Consider the following 14,068-nt stretch of genomic DNA (forward strand, 5'->3'; position numbering starts at 1 on the left):
TACGCGTGGCGACGATACTCAGAAGGCCAGCAGTCTAGCACGGAAAGATCGAGAGGTTGGGAGAAAGCACGGCTCTCTCGCTTATCGCCTGGATTAAGTCGTCCCCAATTCGCACGCCAGATGAAGCAGTCGAGATGAATTGGGAGGGGCAGTCGAATAAACCCCTGCCCTGTCTACATGATAATATGCTGCTTCATACCCGCCGCTCTAGGGTATTTGCCCGATTTGGGATTCCGAAATGCTGAATGCACAAATTGCTCGCATGTGCTCTGGCCTGAGCAAGGTCGAAGGTGCTCTGCATGCGCATCAGCGTTTCGGCTCGTACGCCAAAGGCCTTCTCGAAGCGGATCGCCATCTCTGCGGTTAGCCCACACCTCCCATTCAGAAGGGCGCTGATCGCCTGGCGGGAAACCCCCAGATGCTCGGCGACGGTGTTGATCCTGATATTCTGAGGCTCAAGAAGCTCGGTTTTGATCCAGTCCCCGACATGGACTGCGAGCGAGCTATGCATCTTAAGCGCCATGGTCGTCCTCCAAAGCCATATCGCAGAGTTGTCCCTGCTCATTGAGACGAAAAGTAAGCCGCCAGTTTTTAGTGACGGTCATGGACCAGGTGCCTGCCCGCTCTCCGACCAAAGGATGCTGGCTATAATTTGGAGGCACCGTGAGCTCATCGAGTGATTCCGCAGCGTTGATGAAGGCGAGCATCTTTCGTAACTGGCTTACATCGCCGACCAGCCCTTTGGCATTTCCCGTCTCAAAAAAGCGTCGGAGGCCTTTGTGGCTGATGCTCTCGATCTCCATGCGTGTAAGGTAATGCATTACATCAACGATGTAAAGATGATCGTTACGTCGAGCGTATGGGCGGTTAGGGTGATAAGATCGACGATCGGAGAAAATGGCTGTTTCCCGCCATTCCCCTACTTCCGCTTCTTTCTATTATCGGAAGTAGGGGAATGGCGACGGAACGGTGATGAATGGGAATGATACTAGGACATAAGTTTGTTGTGCTCGAGATCTATGAGAGTATCCGCAACGTTGGATCAGTGTCTAAAGCCTTGACCTACCACGTTCTTCAGCTACGGTAGCGTTGCCTAAAAAGACAGCGATGTAGGTATGGTGACAACCTGCGGTCTCTCTGGAGACAGTCACGCTTGAGCGTTTGAACCCGCTTTTGGCCATGGCCGGACACAACGAGGATTGGCCTCGTTAGTGGTCGGTCGTCGCTGTCTGCATCGCGATTGGCTCGTGTCCGTCTCAATAACGGAAAGGGACGATTCATGAAGCTCAATCACATTAATCTCTACAGCCATGACATGGAAGCTGACCGCGTCATGTTCGAGCAGTATTTCGGCCTGCAAACACTCGTCGTACGCGGAAGCAGGATGGCGATTATGCAAGATGATGACGGTCTTATCTTGATCGTGAATCATTTCGATAGGCAACTCGATGGGTTCGAATACCCAAGAAATCTCGATATTTTGCATATCGGCTTCATTCTGAGGTCCCGCGAAGCAGTAGATGCTTTGTTCGCTCGACTGAAGGTGGATGGCTGGGAAACTCAGATGCCGCACAAAACGCATGGCGCCTGGTCGTTCTACTTCCGGGCCAAGGGCGGTTATTTTATTGAAGTCACGACGGTGACGCCAATCCGCCCTGAGGAAGCGTATGCCGGTGGGCCGCTTTAAAACCCTCCGGGAGATTGGGGAGTTCTACCAACCATAGGTACTTCGGCTTCGCGAGAAGACGAAGTACCTATTCCACGCGCATACACTCGTCCGATGCTCTGGATACTTTGCATGAGTCCGGTCGTGCTCGGTCCAGCAAATCAGGCAGATAACGAGAGAGCGTGCAGCCGCTGATTTGCGGAGTATTGTGATGAAAGCACTCACTGACTCACAGCAGAGTACGGCAGATGTGCGTCGCGTGCTTGTGCCGCTCACCAATTCACGAAGTGCGACGATTAGGTGAAGTTGTGGGCGCCACCGACCGAATGGACACTCGTCCCGTTCAGCGGCTAAGCGATAGATCATTGGCGGTGTCGTTTCAAGGAAAGCACCTTGCACTCGATAGGGTATCAAAAAACTAAGTGGCAGTCTTTGCAACAGCGGGATTACGCCCAACTGTATCCCCCCTCATCTTCTCCGGCTGCTTGAGGGGATAGGGGCCGCCTGCCAGAATATCGATACATAGTATCGCGAACGATGTCGGGTACCGTACTGGCAAAACGAGCGTCGCGTCGCCATCTGTCCATCGCATGTTCGCTTCCACCAGCGGATGCCAGCCTGCGATGTGGTTATTTTCCAGATGAATACGGATCTCACTGGTTTTGCTCGCTTCAAACAGAGTGATCTTGCTTACCAAGACACCAAGATATCGACGGTCATCCACGAAGGGACCTATGGCGTCACAGGGCCGTGATACATTGGACCGCAACCTCAAGACCTGGATATCGGGAGGCAAAGAGAAAACTACACGGTCCGGAAAGATGCGTCGGGGCCATAATATCGACTGATCTTCGGTAACCAACTTGATGTCCCAATCATCCGTTATGAAGGGCACCCCGTCACAGGAGGGCATGGACGCTATGGCACGCGCCTTGCATGCTTTGAAAACCGGCTCGACAAACGCACGATCCACGCAGAGGGGGGCGGCAGAGCGAGACCAATCGCGCGGCGTCTTTATAGGCGTTGCTCCGCTTGATGACGAGAATGCGATGCGATTGCCCGTATCAAGATAACTCTCGGTTTCAGCGCCGTTTGCATAAATGACAGCGTGCTCGGCAGTTTCAAGGTGGTAGTAACGATACTCCGTCAGTGTCCGATCATAAACTATATTTTCACCATTCACCAGCATACGTACCGGTATGAACCGTCCGTCAATGAAGACACAATGCTCCGAAGTGACCAGCAGATCTTGATAAGGCCTGTCATTTCCAATAGCATGTTTTTTTATCCTTACAGGATAGCCAGCTTCATCATCCGGGCGATCCGGATTGATTGTCCTGTGTCTACTCCCCACCCAGATGATCTTTCGCACTGCCAGTTCACCGTTGGCACTCACAATGACACTGTCACCGCTCTCGAGCGTTTCGACAGGTCTGTCACCATCAGGCGTGCGGATCATGCTCCCCGCGAGGAAGCACACACTCGCCAGAGCTTCGATCGATAACGTTTTACCCGTTTTACTGATGGTGAGTGGGCCACGGCCGGACGTCGAGTAGGTTCCGGCTGTGAAATTTGTGCCCGCGACCGCTATTGAAGCGATGGTGTTGCCGCTACTATCGGTGACGGTAATCGTCTGGGAATTACCCGACGTCGCAATCTGGTAAGCGGCCGGTGTCGAGGACAGGTTCGTGAACTGTATGATGTCACGCGCGGCGTCAAACCCTGTAATCGTTGTCGATGACAGATTGACCAGAGCCCCTCCGGCATTGGCTATGAATGTCCCACCACCCTGGCCGAAATTGATTGTGCTCCCTGACAAAAGGCTGAGCAACCCGCTCCCGTTGCTGAACACACCTCCACTATTGATGTTGACGGTTGTGCCACTCAGGGCGTTCGCCACAAGACCGGATGCCAGGGTGGCGTTGCCCCCATCGACATCGATCGTAGTGACGCTCAGCGCCGACGCACCGGTAGATATGACCGCCGTACCCCCGACATGGATCGTGGCGCCTGAGAGAGCGCTCAGAACGGTGGTCACGGTGCCTGAGAACCCGGGGGGAATCACATACGTGCCGCCGCCAAGTCCCAGGATGGATACAATGCTGAGAGTTGTGTTGGATGTGGTGAGAACATTACTGGCCGGAATTCCGGTTACCGTATTCGTCCCGCCATTCGCGTATGTGATGAGAAGGTCGTAAGTCGCCCCTATACCGAGCAGCCCGGAATGATAGGTAAGGCCGTAAGTCACGCCACTGGCGTTTTTGTAATTCGTCATTTGGGAATACTCCCGGCAGGCTGCTGTCGCAGCATCCGTTCAGCTCAAGTGCCGTCGCCTGTCTTGAGAGTTCAGTTCAGACGATCCGCCGGTAAATTATTGCGGTCGATCATTGCGAGAGCCTCGAGCAACGATCTTGCGAGCACTTTGGTCGCGTCTCGGGTCAGGCGGAGATGTACAGTTGCCGAGACTGCTATATTCTCGCCGACCGGCCGCTCTGCCGCCAGAGTGACGGTGACTACGTCGCCGATGGTCCCATAGACGGGCACTTTATCGGCAAATATCATCGGGGCATTGTCGATATTTGTCATCACAATACGCTTGGTCTCGCCAGCGCCACTCGGGGTGCCGACATCGGCTGCACGCTCAGTACTGACAGTCCTGTCGTTTCGGCTGATCTTGCTCATCCCTGTCTCCTTGTCCGCGAAATTCGGACCGGGCGATCCCGGCCCCCATCCGGTTTGAATTATGAAATGGTGATACTGGACGCTTTGAGATCTCCCACGCCTAGAAAGGTCACCTTCATATTGTTGTCGAGTTGTAGCGTCGTATTGCCGCCCGAAACTGTTGCGGTATCCAACAGGTTCTTGACGGCCTGATCGGCATCTGCGGGCTTGTAGTTGTACATGAAAAACATGTTTCCGGCGGCGCTGCCAAAATCGGTGATGGTGATATCTCCACCATTATGCCCGGCAAGAACACCGAAACTATTGGCCGCACCATTTCCGCCGGTGACGGTTGCATAACTGTTTCCGTTCGCGTTTTCGAATTGTGTTCCAAACACAAAGTGATCAGAGCCCGACCCACCGATGAGCGTGTTGTTGCCCGCCCCTGTCCAAGCCTCCAGCGTCCCTCTGGATGAGGACGCGTCGATATATTGATCCCCGGTGGTATTGGGTTGATTGGCCGTAAATAGTGCACGTCCGGCTGTATCGACCGTCGCGTGCAGGCTGTTAGCGCCCCAGATGGTTCCTAGACCCGCATTGATGGATGTATCGCCGGTACCGGAGATGAATTGCAGCGCACCAGAGACGCTAATGGCCTGCGTTGTCCCGTGATAGACCTGCAAGTCACCGGCCGCAGAAATCGTGTCTCCGACTGTCCCGATGATGGTTCCTGTCTCGCCAGTAAAAGTTACAGTCGATCCCGTACCGCCAAAAACGGAGCTATTGGTTCCAACCGATATGTCGCTGCCTGTGAGCGCCGTGTCGACGACTAATGCATTGGACTTGAGAGTGACGCTCGAATCTCCGCCGATCAGGGTGACCGTATCGGACCCATTTTCAACACCTGTGATCGTGTCCTGACCCTCGGACGCCACAAAATTCGTCCCCGTGCCCAGCGTGATGAGATTGCGCCCCTCTCCAGGACGAATATTGTTGACGCCACGTGCGGCAATGATGGTGTCGTCGCCCGAACCGGTTGCAATCGTCCAGTTTCCGCTCCGGCCAGTACCGTCGAAAAGGTTATTGCCAGCCGTCGATACGAAAGTTCCGTTGTAGTTCCCGGCGTAGAAACTCGTGCTCGCCGTGTTGCCCGCCAGCACGGAGAGGCTATTTGACGTTATACCACTCCCATTAACGGTGACAGGCAGTCCCAGGGGACTGATGGCGCCGCTTGCGCTGTTTTCCGAGCCAATCAAGAGATTGGTGTAATTACCGCTCATGGCGAAAGAGCCACCAATGGTCACGACACCTTGCGCAGTACCCGTGGTGATGTTCGATACCGTGCCCAAACCCCTACCGAGATCAATCGATCCAAACGATCCACCACTAGCGGCATCAAATATCTGTTTCGCGTAAGCGGACGCCAGGCTTTCCATCCGGGCCCCGTCTACTGTGACCTGGACTGTCATGCCCGACGAACCAACTACAGTGACAATGCTCATGTGGCCGCCTCCAGCATAAAGCGTTAAAAGCAGGAAGCATGTCAGGGGTCCTGCTCAACGACATCAGCTGGGATTATGCAACATCCTATCATCCTACCATTATACCGATTAATGTCTTATTCATGCCGAATGGGTATGGATCTAAGGCGACTTCGATCGTTCGTGGCTGTGGCGCAACTCGGGAGTCTGACCCGTGCTGCGCGTCATTTGCACATCGAGCAACCGCCGCTGAGCAGACAGATTTCGTCTCTTGAAAAAGAGGTCGGTTTTGACCTTTTCACTCGATCGCGAACTGGGATGAGACTTACCGAGCTTGGTTCTGTATTGAGTCGGCACGCAAGTCGAATCGTGGAGGAAATAAATATATTAGATAGTATTATAGAAATCTCCAGGAGAGAATACAACCACAAGATAAATATAGGACTTGCAGATGGTTTACATAATCTCGACCGGCTCATAAAATCCATGATGGTCATGAGGTCTTTTGACTCTCAGGTAATTTTCGGATTAAAGCACGACTGCAATGAAAATATTATCGCTATGCTCAAAGATGGGGCGGTAGACGTCGCCCTAATTTGGGGGGAGGTTGACGATGATAATTTTACGAGCAGAATTATACTTCAAGAAAAAATATTCGCGGTAATACCAGACAAAAATTCTAAAAAAAATAGCTTCTACCAGAGCATTTACGATGTCGATTATAAACACATATTGAGTCCGTCAAAATATCGCAATAAATACTTTGGAGACATGATGGAAAATCTATTTCCACCCGAGAGTGCAGTAAAAACCAACCTCAATCACGATATCGACTTGTTATCTCTCGCCCCAATGGTCGCTTCCGGCGCAGGATGTGGCTTTGTTCCGGAGTTGCTCACCGCTACCAGCGTAAATGGGGTCTCCTATGTTGAAGTCCGTGGTGATGAAGCGATATGTGTGGCGTCTCTGGTAACGCGTCGTGAAATTTTGCCACCTCTTGTGCGGACTTTTCTGTCCAGTTTCAGCTAGACAAATACCAAGGCATGATTGCTGCGTTCAAGACAATCCGCAACAAGGATAGCGTTGGAAGACATAGGGGTTCCTTGGGAGGGGTAAGTAAGACTATTGAAAGTTATGTACGCCATCTTTTTTCACAAACTTACATGCATAAATTAGTCGTTTTTAAGTAACTAGAGCAATATCCAAGTAGATTTCAGCATGATTTTTCATCTGTTTGCCGCACGACGTATTGCTTCTGCTGTCCGAGCCCGCCGATTCCGAGTTCGACAACATCTCCAGGACCAAGATAGATCGGATTTGGTTTCATCCCCATACCTACTCCCGGTGGGGTGCCGGAGGCGATAACATCGCCCGGGAGCAAAGTCATATAGCGACTAACATAGGCCACTATCTGCGCCACAGAGAAAATCATTGCGCAGGTATTGCCTGTTTGCATCCGACGCCCGTTTACGTTCAGCCAGATATCCAGCTCTTGAGGTCGAGGTACATCCTCTTTCGTGACAAGCCATGGGCCGAGTGGACCGAATGTATCGCAGCCTTTTCCTTTGTCCCATTGGCTGGATTGCATTTGGAAAGCACGCTCGGAAACATCATTGGCGATGGAATAGCCAGCGACATAGCGTAGTGCCTCATCCTCTGTCACATTTCGCGCGCGCGTGCCGACTATGATGGCGAGTTCGGCCTCCCAATCGAGTTTTGTGGCGCCTTGGGGCATTATGATGGTGATGTCACGTTAAGTGCGGCGTGTTAGACGCTGACGATGAGAGCGTTATGTGTGAGCTACAAACGGCATCGATTTCCGCGTGGACTGATAGCGCATGCGGTGTGGCTCTATTTCCGCTTTCCCCTGAGCTTTCGTCTTGTGGAGGAGATGCTGCTCGAGCGGGGGATCGTGGTTTCGTATGAGACGATCCGTCGCTGGAGCCTGAAGTTTGGCACAGCTTACGCTCGCTCCCTGCGACGCAAGGCGGCAAGACCGGATGATATTTGGCATCTGGACGAAGTGCGGATCGTGATCCGTGGCCAGCCTCACTGGCTGTGGCGGGCAGTCGATCAGGACGGTTATGTTCTCGACGAGATCCTGCAGACCCGTCGGAACACCAAGGCAGCAAGGCGTCTACTGACCCGGCTTTTAAAACAGCAGGGGGTGCGCCCCGGTCGCCTGATCACCGACAAGCTGAAATCCTATGGAGCAGCCAGACGCAGAATGCGTCTTTCCGTAGGGCACCTCTCGCACAAGGGGCTGAACAACCGGGCAGAGAACAACCATCTTCCCTTGCGAAAACGCGAACGCATTATGCAGCACTTCCGTTCACCAGGCGGATGCCAGCGTTTCGTGTCCGTCTTCTCAGCCATCCGCAATCTCTTTGTTCCACCTGCCTCCATCACCACCGCTCTTTCGCGCCACATCCATCGGATCAGCGCCTTCGCTCAATGGAGCAGCGTAACCGCTCTCAGCATCTGAATATCCCTTCCACGGGCTTTGGCTAACCCCCGTCAGTTAACGTGACATCACCCGGCGACATCGTCGTCATGGACAATCTCGGCTCGCACAAGGGGCCGGGCGTGCAGGCGGCGATCGAGGCCGCCGGAGCCAGCCTGCGGTTCCTGCCGCCCTACAGCCCGGACTTCAACCCGATCGAGATGGCGTTTTCCAAACTCAAGGCCCATCTCCGCCGCGCCGCCGAACGCACCCGAGACGGGCTTTGGGACAGGATCGGCAAACTCATCAATCAGGTCGCGCCCGCAGAATGCGCCAACTTCTTCACCGCCGCTGGATACAAGCCAGATTGAGAGGAAAACGCTCTAGAAACGCTGGACGATGTCGCGTTCGGCGCTTCGACGCCCGTCGTACCGAAGAAGCTGACACCGACCGACCCGGCCGCGCGCTTCACGGCCGTCATATTGAATCAGATCACCGCCAGATTAGGAATCCCTGTCGATTCTATCCGCGCAGAAAACGCTCTAGACAGATGGTGGCCGGAAAACCCCGAGCCACCATCATAGAAATAAAATATATTGATTTTCTGCGATCATCGCTATGACGGTTAACGAAAATCAACAAAACCCATGTAATTTCTGTCTACAACACCGCCACAGAAAATAAATGCAAATAAAAATAATAAACTTATTTATGAAAAGAATCTGCATTTCGTACCCTCTTGACGAGGCAAGCATCTCTTCCAATCTTGCTTTCGCTGGAGGCCATCGGGTCCGGCATAGGCTCTGTGAGCCAGACAGCTGAAATCCATGTTGCTTTAATCGGAGGATGTGGATGTCGACACTGAAAGGACTTTATTCCCGCTATCGCCGCTCCTTGCGCACAGCCGCTCGGAGATGGCGCAACCGACTAGAGGGAGGCGTATCATGGTAACGCGCGCCCTTTTCGGAGACGATCCGCTCGCTCCGCGTGCCCTCTCCGTGCTCCGCCGCCTCGGTCATGACGGACGTGGCGTGACGCTAACATCTCTGGTGGCCCATACCGGTATACCGGGGATCAGACTTCGCTCCACGCTGGAACGCCTGGTCCAGGCGGGCGCGGTCGCCCCTGCCGGGTGTGATCCCCTGGCCTCTGATCTCGCGTTCCGTCTCCCCATGCGGGCAAGAGCCGCACCGCCAGTTCCGGTCGCGGCGTAAGGCACTGACCGCGCCGGTTAGATCAGAAACGCCTTCTCCGAGCGGAAGCGCCATCTTTTCTGGAACGACCGCACGAATGAGAGGGTGGAGCCGGGCCTTCCATCGGAGGCCCCGCGTCTCTGAAGGTGAGGTTGAAAGCAGGGAGAATAGGGAGATGTCGAGTTTTATCCAGTTTCTCAACCTGAAGGCGCTTCAGTACTATTGGAATAACCATCCTCCCGTGCCCTGTTCACTTGGGACGATGGGGCCAGTTTGGTCGCATTCCGCCGGAGAGACGGAGCGAGCGGAACAGACGGCCAAGCAACCTCGGCGCCTTCGGCAGAGGGAGAGACCACACGTTGCTGTGGGTCTCGTCCTCATGCTGCTGGTCGGAATGGCCTCGCAGGCATCGGCTCATGCGCCGCATGATGTGCTGTCGTGCGAGACAGAAAAGCAGCCGGTAAACATTCCATCCATGCCACTGGCCCGCGCCATCGAGATATTGGGCCAGCAGACCGGGTGCCCGGTCCTTGTCGACCCAATCCTTATGGATGGCCGGACCTCGGCAGCCGTCAAGGGTGCCTATACGCCTCAGGCCGCCCTCCTGCATCTGTTCGGGTCCGTGCATGTCGACGTCACCGCCACTGTTTCGGGCTTAAGCGTCAGCCCTCTGGATGCGACGGCTCTAACATCGGGCCACGCGCGCCCCGGCCTGAGGACTGCATCATGACTCTTCACACAGACAGGCCGAACAGAATTAAGTCGCTTTCGACCGTTCAGATCGGCACAAATCTGGCGGTCTTCTTGGCCGACCATCTCAGCGACCAGGAAAAAGACCAAGGATATAACGGCGTCGGGCGGCCGATCGCCGGATTTACGATCGGGTTTCTCGCTGGAAAACCGCGTCAGATCCGGAAGGGACGACCGTCGCCGTGATCCGAAAACTCCTGCCTGGCGCTGACCGCACGCACATGGACAAGGCCTTGGGCTGGTCGCGGTCGTTGGGAGACCTCGAAAACCAGCTGACATCGGCCTTGCCAAAGGCCGTGTGAGACCATGCCAGAACATTGTCCTGTCGTCTGCCATGCTGGCACCGGCTCTGACCCGGATGTGCGCCGGACGCGAGCGCTGTTTCTTCTCCCGAGAAGGAAGCAGCGGAGGCGGTTCGAACGGGCGGTGAGCGCCCATGATCCGTAACGTGTCCTGCATGGGGACATTCTCCATCGCTAAAAGAAAAACCAGACCCAGGACGTGGGAACTATAACGCAATTAATAGATGGGAAAACGGCTATGGAAGACCTCTCCATGAAACGTTCCTGGCAGAGCAGGGACTGGTCCCGCTTCATCAAGCTGTTCAGGGGCCTGACATTCTACGAGGGTTTTGAACAGGCGATCATTCTGACCCTGATTGCGCTCATCATGCTGGTCACCGCCATCGCGACGATTCATCTGATCGGCGCGGTATGGCATCTGGTCGTCGATGTCGGAATCGATCCGATCAACCAGACGATCTTCCAGGCGATTTTTGGCGCAATCTTTACTGTTATCATCGCTCTTGAGTTCAAACACTCCCTGCTGGTCGTTCTTGCCCAGCATGAGAACGTCATCCGGGTGCGGACCATCGTCCTGATCGCCCTCCTGGCGATTGCCCGCAAATTCATCCTGCTGGATCTGCATGATGTGACTGCCATGGAACTGTTCGCTCTCTCGGCGGGTGTTCTGGCGCTGGGCATCGTCTACTGGCTGGTCCGCGAGCAGGATGCGCGTGTCGCGCGCGATGCCAGGGAACAGGCGCATCTCGAAGATAATCCTGCGGCCCGCTGTGAGCCTGAACGGTCTTCATCCTGAAGAATCGAGGTAAAGGCGGTCTATAACGCCGCCTTTACTCAATCCCCACTACGTCCCGTGCGATGAGGACGTCTTCTTCGCCGTCTCTGACCCTGACGGTGCCAGATGATCTGTGTCGATGGGCCAGAACGGCGGAATGAATTGTCCGGGATAATAGACCGGCCCCTTGTAGTTCTGATCCAACTGGCTTGCGTTCAAGCTGTCGACCAGCATATCACCTGTGCCGTCTTCGTAATGAGTGCGAGCCCCGGTTTTGGGGATTGTGGACGTTCCCTCAGTCGCCCTCGCATCGAACGATGTTGCAGCCGTCCGGACAATATCACCAGCATGTGCGCCCGACTGGCTCAGTAGAGACAAGCTCAGAGCAGCGCACGACAGAGATATTTTCATCCTCTTCACGCTCATGACCTTTCGAGATTCTCCCCCGGCCGGATGAATGGCCGGGGGAGAGTTTTCGTCACGCCATCAGGCTGCCTCTTTCCGCGCCTCGATCTGGGGCACGGCTTCATCCGCACGTGTTGTAGAGGACGTAATCGCGATACGACGCGGCTTCATAGCTTCGGGTATCTCACGTTTCAGGGTAATGGACAGAAGTCCGTTCTCGAAGTGCGCATCGGTGACTTTCATATGCTCGGCCAGATCGAAGCGGCGTTCGAATTCTCTGCCCGCAATACCCCGATGGAGATATTCGGCGGCGCTTTGCGGCTCCGGCGCCTTTCGTCCTGTCACAACAAGAGTATTACGCTCCTGTGTGATCGTAAGGTCGTTCTCGGCAAGTCCGGCAACCGCCATGTCAATCCGGTAATCATCCTCACCGGTCTTGACGATATCGTAAGGCGGCCAGTTATCGACCGTCGGAATCCGGCTGGCGAGATCAAGGGCATTGAGCATTCTGTCAAAACCCACGCTCGAACGGAACAGGGGAGCAAAATCAACGGTGGCTCTCATAGCCATATCCTCCTTTGAGCAACATGGACACAAGATCAAAACTGATAGTTCTGTCTGCCGACCCCTTCGGCGGCCGGCAAATTCAATCTGGGAACTCCGTGCATGGTGTCAAGAGGCATCAAAAATGCAGAAAGGCCGGTTTGGGCGTCCTCTATCGTTCGCGTTTTCATTGCCTGCGCGTCTTCGCGAGTGAGACGGACCCATGCCCGTTTCACGAGCATCATGCTATAAAGCATCATCGCGTGTTCACTGCCAGGGTTTTCTCACGACAGGGTCTGGCTTGGGCCCGCATCGGGCCAAGACCACCGCGTCCGAAGCGCTGATGCGACGAATTGCCCCCGTTCATATATTTTCGGGACTAGCTAAAGATGTCCGCTCCTGCGCATCAGCACCGCAACGCCGACCTTTCGCGCCAAACCCCGCGCCTCTAGCCACGTTCTTCTGTCCCGGAACCGGTCATTATCGTGTCGGTGTCAATTGGACCGACCGGGCGGCCCGGACACCTGTCCCGGAACCTCCGTTTCCGGAACACTTTCCCCCGCAGGAAACCGCGCGCCAGATCGTGGTTTTCGAGACGCCCATGATCTTTGCAATTTCGTGCAGAGATTTTCCTGATGCGTGCAGTTCAACCGCGTGCCTGCACTGCCTTTCGGTCAGCCGCGCAGGCCTCCCCAGCCGTGACCCGCTACGCCGGGCCGCCTCCAGTCCGGTCCGCGTTCGCTCACGGATAATCTCGCGCTCGAACTCCGCAAACCCGGCAAGGATGGTCAGAAAGAGCTGCCCGTTTGCCGTGCCGGTCTCGATCCCGACATCGAGAAGCCTCACGCGCACCTGACGGTCCACAAGACTGCTCACCAGCCCCATCACGTCGAGCATGGTCCGGCCGAGCCGGTCGAGGCGTGCTGCAACGAGACTGTCGCCCGGCTGTAGTTTCACCAGTAGCCCTGACAGCCCCGGTCGTGACGCGGCCGGAACCCCGCCAGAGACTGTATCGAGCACGATCTCCCTCACCCCTTCCCGCTCGAGTGCCACAAGCTGCGGATCATGCGTCTGTTCATCGGTTGAGACGCGTGCATAGCCATACCGTGTCATGAAAACCCCCTCGCTGATTTCGGAACACGGTTTGGAGACGGGACGCACCGCCCAATGCCGTGCAGTCCCAAAACCGACGGATTGTGAACCGGTCATCACAACCGGCCAGGGCAAGGTCGAACCGCCAGAAAGTTAGTCAGGGCAATGGTTTTGCAAGTCGGGCTTCCGCTCACCCATAGCCCTGACATTGCCCTGCCATGACTTCCTGGGCGGCTCAGACCGACACCTGTCCCGGTCCTGTGTTGGCCTGCGTCACATCACTCCGGGGGAAACCATGAAACGCGTCATCGCCTGCCTCTTGCTGTCTGCGGCCTCAGCGCCGCTCGCTCAAGCCCAGGATATGGAGGCTTTCCGCCGCAACATGGTCAATGCGGCCAATGCGCTTGGTCAGGGGCACGTTACGGAGCCTCCGACCTCTCCTGCGACACAGGATAATGGCGGCGTCGCACTCACGCAGAAGCTCACCTATTCCAGAATGAGCAATGCAATCGGTCAGGCCTCCATACTTGGATTGTCGCTTGGCATGTCCGCCCCGGAAGCCACCAGTGTTCTGCGCCAATACTGTCAGACAGAACCAAGCATCCGGACCGAGACGCTGCGGACATCGCATAAGGGGGTGGATATCGAGAGCCAGCCCTATCCGGCATCGCTGGCCTGCCAGCGCGAGAACGACAGGATCGATGTCACCCTCTCCCCACCGGTCATGGGCGGCGTGGTGACCCGCATCGAGCGTAAT

Annotated in this window: 14 protein-coding genes and 2 pseudogenes; 8 read left to right on the top strand and 8 right to left on the bottom strand. The window is 55.3% G+C overall.

Annotated elements, in window-relative coordinates:
• Positions 1-193: 193 nt before the first annotated feature.
• Both P792_RS25555 and P792_RS25560 read right to left on the bottom strand, forming a co-directional pair.
• Positions 194-523, bottom strand: a complete 330-nt coding sequence (locus P792_RS25555; protein ID WP_023978156.1) for a HigA family addiction module antitoxin — start codon at positions 521-523, stop codon at positions 194-196.
• Positions 513-803, bottom strand: coding sequence for a type II toxin-antitoxin system RelE/ParE family toxin (locus tag P792_RS25560; RefSeq protein ID WP_031240361.1), 291 nt, complete (start codon positions 801-803; stop codon positions 513-515). Before P792_RS25560 ends, P792_RS25555 begins: the two co-directional genes overlap by 11 nt.
• A 476-nt stretch (positions 804-1,279) precedes the next feature.
• Between P792_RS25560 and P792_RS25565 the strand changes: the two genes are divergently transcribed.
• The gene (locus tag P792_RS25565; protein ID WP_023978158.1) at positions 1,280-1,687 is read left to right on the top strand and encodes a VOC family protein; all 408 of its coding nucleotides are present in this window, start codon (positions 1,280-1,282) and stop codon (positions 1,685-1,687) included.
• A gap of 397 nt (positions 1,688-2,084) precedes the next feature.
• Here P792_RS25565 and P792_RS25570 read toward each other — a convergent pair whose 3' ends face one another.
• The 3 genes from P792_RS25570 to P792_RS25580 form a co-directional block, all read right to left on the bottom strand.
• Positions 2,085-3,941: a Hint domain-containing protein gene (locus tag P792_RS25570; protein WP_023978159.1), complete on the bottom strand. Its 1,857-nt coding sequence runs from the start codon at positions 3,939-3,941 to the stop codon at positions 2,085-2,087.
• 71 nt (positions 3,942-4,012) lie between these two features.
• Positions 4,013-4,348, bottom strand: coding sequence for a hypothetical protein (locus P792_RS25575; protein ID WP_023978160.1), 336 nt, complete (start codon positions 4,346-4,348; stop codon positions 4,013-4,015).
• Between the two features lie 59 nt (positions 4,349-4,407).
• Positions 4,408-5,829, bottom strand: coding sequence for a hypothetical protein (locus tag P792_RS25580; RefSeq protein ID WP_031240366.1), 1,422 nt, complete (start codon positions 5,827-5,829; stop codon positions 4,408-4,410).
• A gap of 135 nt (positions 5,830-5,964) precedes the next feature.
• On the opposite strand from P792_RS25580, the gene P792_RS25585 reads away from it, so the two are divergent.
• Positions 5,965-6,837, top strand: coding sequence for a LysR family transcriptional regulator (locus P792_RS25585; protein WP_023978162.1), 873 nt, complete (start codon positions 5,965-5,967; stop codon positions 6,835-6,837).
• Positions 6,838-7,021: 184 nt separating this feature from the next.
• Here P792_RS25585 and P792_RS25590 read toward each other — a convergent pair whose 3' ends face one another.
• Positions 7,022-7,543, bottom strand: coding sequence for a fumarylacetoacetate hydrolase family protein (locus P792_RS25590; protein WP_023978163.1), 522 nt, complete (start codon positions 7,541-7,543; stop codon positions 7,022-7,024).
• Between the two features lie 45 nt (positions 7,544-7,588).
• Between P792_RS25590 and P792_RS25595 the strand changes: the two genes are divergently transcribed.
• The 5 genes and pseudogenes from P792_RS25595 to P792_RS25615 all read left to right on the top strand — a co-directional run bounded on the left by P792_RS25595 (position 7,589) and on the right by P792_RS25615 (position 11,292).
• Positions 7,589-8,293, top strand: coding sequence for an IS6 family transposase (locus tag P792_RS25595; protein ID WP_031240370.1), 705 nt, complete (start codon positions 7,589-7,591; stop codon positions 8,291-8,293).
• A gap of 50 nt (positions 8,294-8,343) precedes the next feature.
• Positions 8,344-8,622, top strand: a pseudogene (locus P792_RS25600) (transposase); the annotation flags it as partial.
• Positions 8,623-9,195: 573 nt separating this feature from the next.
• Positions 9,196-9,465 carry a helix-turn-helix domain-containing protein gene (locus P792_RS25605; RefSeq protein ID WP_023978166.1) on the top strand — a complete coding sequence of 90 codons (270 nt, stop codon included), beginning with the start codon at positions 9,196-9,198 and terminating at the stop codon, positions 9,463-9,465.
• Positions 9,466-9,823: 358 nt separating this feature from the next.
• On the top strand, positions 9,824-10,174 hold the full coding sequence (locus tag P792_RS38480; RefSeq protein WP_023978167.1) for a hypothetical protein: 351 nt from the start codon (positions 9,824-9,826) through the stop codon (positions 10,172-10,174).
• Between the two features lie 560 nt (positions 10,175-10,734).
• Complete coding sequence (locus P792_RS25615) at positions 10,735-11,292, top strand: phosphate-starvation-inducible PsiE family protein (protein ID WP_031240375.1); 558 nt, start codon at positions 10,735-10,737, stop codon at positions 11,290-11,292.
• Between the two features lie 465 nt (positions 11,293-11,757).
• Here the strand turns inward: P792_RS25615 and P792_RS25625 are convergent, their stop codons facing one another.
• Positions 11,758-12,240, bottom strand: a complete 483-nt coding sequence (locus P792_RS25625; protein ID WP_023978171.1) for an Hsp20 family protein — start codon at positions 12,238-12,240, stop codon at positions 11,758-11,760.
• Between the two features lie 459 nt (positions 12,241-12,699).
• The gene (locus P792_RS0118415) at positions 12,700-13,332 is read right to left on the bottom strand and encodes a recombinase family protein (protein WP_081866875.1); all 633 of its coding nucleotides are present in this window, start codon (positions 13,330-13,332) and stop codon (positions 12,700-12,702) included.
• Positions 13,333-13,606: 274 nt separating this feature from the next.
• On the opposite strand from P792_RS0118415, the pseudogene P792_RS37485 reads away from it, so the two are divergent.
• Positions 13,607-14,068: pseudogene (locus P792_RS37485) on the top strand (hypothetical protein); the annotation flags it as partial.

Origin of the sequence: Asaia sp. SF2.1, assembly GCF_000505765.1 — a bacterium.
Taxonomy (GTDB): domain Bacteria; phylum Pseudomonadota; class Alphaproteobacteria; order Acetobacterales; family Acetobacteraceae; genus Asaia; species Asaia bogorensis.

What these genes read in the sequence shown, in the direction of transcription:
- P792_RS25555 (WP_023978156.1), bottom strand. Translation starts at nt 523, where the DNA reads ATGGCGCTTAAGATGCATAGCTCGCTCGCAGTCCATGTCGGGGACTGG.
- P792_RS25560 (WP_031240361.1), bottom strand. Translation starts at nt 803, where the DNA reads ATGGAGATCGAGAGCATCAGCCACAAAGGCCTCCGACGCTTTTTTGAG.
- P792_RS25565 (WP_023978158.1), top strand. Translation starts at nt 1,280, where the DNA reads ATGAAGCTCAATCACATTAATCTCTACAGCCATGACATGGAAGCTGAC.
- P792_RS25570 (WP_023978159.1), bottom strand. Translation starts at nt 3,941, where the DNA reads ATGACGAATTACAAAAACGCCAGTGGCGTGACTTACGGCCTTACCTAT.
- P792_RS25575 (WP_023978160.1), bottom strand. Translation starts at nt 4,348, where the DNA reads ATGAGCAAGATCAGCCGAAACGACAGGACTGTCAGTACTGAGCGTGCA.
- P792_RS25580 (WP_031240366.1), bottom strand. Translation starts at nt 5,829, where the DNA reads ATGAGCATTGTCACTGTAGTTGGTTCGTCGGGCATGACAGTCCAGGTC.
- P792_RS25585 (WP_023978162.1), top strand. Translation starts at nt 5,965, where the DNA reads ATGGATCTAAGGCGACTTCGATCGTTCGTGGCTGTGGCGCAACTCGGG.
- P792_RS25590 (WP_023978163.1), bottom strand. Translation starts at nt 7,543, where the DNA reads ATGCCCCAAGGCGCCACAAAACTCGATTGGGAGGCCGAACTCGCCATC.
- P792_RS25595 (WP_031240370.1), top strand. Translation starts at nt 7,589, where the DNA reads ATGAGAGCGTTATGTGTGAGCTACAAACGGCATCGATTTCCGCGTGGA.
- P792_RS25605 (WP_023978166.1), top strand. Translation starts at nt 9,196, where the DNA reads ATGGTAACGCGCGCCCTTTTCGGAGACGATCCGCTCGCTCCGCGTGCC.
- P792_RS38480 (WP_023978167.1), top strand. Translation starts at nt 9,824, where the DNA reads ATGCTGCTGGTCGGAATGGCCTCGCAGGCATCGGCTCATGCGCCGCAT.
- P792_RS25615 (WP_031240375.1), top strand. Translation starts at nt 10,735, where the DNA reads ATGGAAGACCTCTCCATGAAACGTTCCTGGCAGAGCAGGGACTGGTCC.
- P792_RS25625 (WP_023978171.1), bottom strand. Translation starts at nt 12,240, where the DNA reads ATGAGAGCCACCGTTGATTTTGCTCCCCTGTTCCGTTCGAGCGTGGGT.
- P792_RS0118415 (WP_081866875.1), bottom strand. Translation starts at nt 13,332, where the DNA reads ATGACACGGTATGGCTATGCACGCGTCTCAACCGATGAACAGACGCAT.